The organism is Caballeronia arationis (assembly GCF_001544975.2).
Taxonomy (GTDB): domain Bacteria; phylum Pseudomonadota; class Gammaproteobacteria; order Burkholderiales; family Burkholderiaceae; genus Caballeronia; species Caballeronia arationis.
In genome coordinates, this window is the sequence record NZ_FCOG02000559.1 from 1 (window position 1) to 714 (window position 714).

The 714-nt window shown below is 60.6% G+C and carries 1 protein-coding gene; it reads right to left on the reverse strand.

What is annotated here, in order from left to right:
- Positions 1–72 precede the first annotated feature (72 nt).
- Positions 73–714: transposase (locus AWB81_RS43840; RefSeq protein WP_200822661.1), on the reverse strand; the 642-nt coding region annotated here is incomplete at its 5' end.

Sequence of the window (714 nt, forward strand, 5' to 3'; positions counted from 1 at the left end):
TGCTTGCGTTTTCCATTCTTCAAATCTCCCGTTACAGCCAAGATCCAAAGTCTCCTACATTTCCGGGGCGCTTCAGACTGCATTGGACTTCACGCGTGTGACCAGGTGGTTGTCCTGATCGCGCAGACCTTTGACGATCTTGCGAGCGGCGTAGTACGCATCTGCGACGAAGTAGAACGGCTCCTTCACCGAGACGATGCCCAGCAGCGAGATCATCTTGTCGAGCAAGGTACGTCGATCGCGGTTGGACCACACCAGACCTTCGTGAATGCGCACGGCCAGCGGTACGGCGAAGACGCTCTGGGCGGCCCGCACGAGTATGCTGACTGCCTGCATGGAGTGCCCCATGATGTACTCGGGCTTGGTGTTGGAGTCGGACTGTTGATGCAGCAGCTTGACGCCGGGCATCTTCTTGCCAGACTTGGCCACCTTGATGCCGTCTCCGACCAGGACGCGCCGGCCATTGACGCGTAGCGGATCCGGGAACAGGCGCAACACCGCCTGAGTCCACAGCGCCGAGAGCTGATCGAGTTGCACGGCGTTGCTGTGCAAGCTGTCACGCAGCTTGTTGTACAGGACCGGTCGCAGTTTGAGCGCGCGCACGATGCTGGTCACGCCCAGCAACTCGGTGCGCACCGTCAAGCCTGCCACGGCAGTTGCGAACCACATGAAGCTGCGCAGGCGCGAGAACGCCGGACGCAGCAACCAGATCGC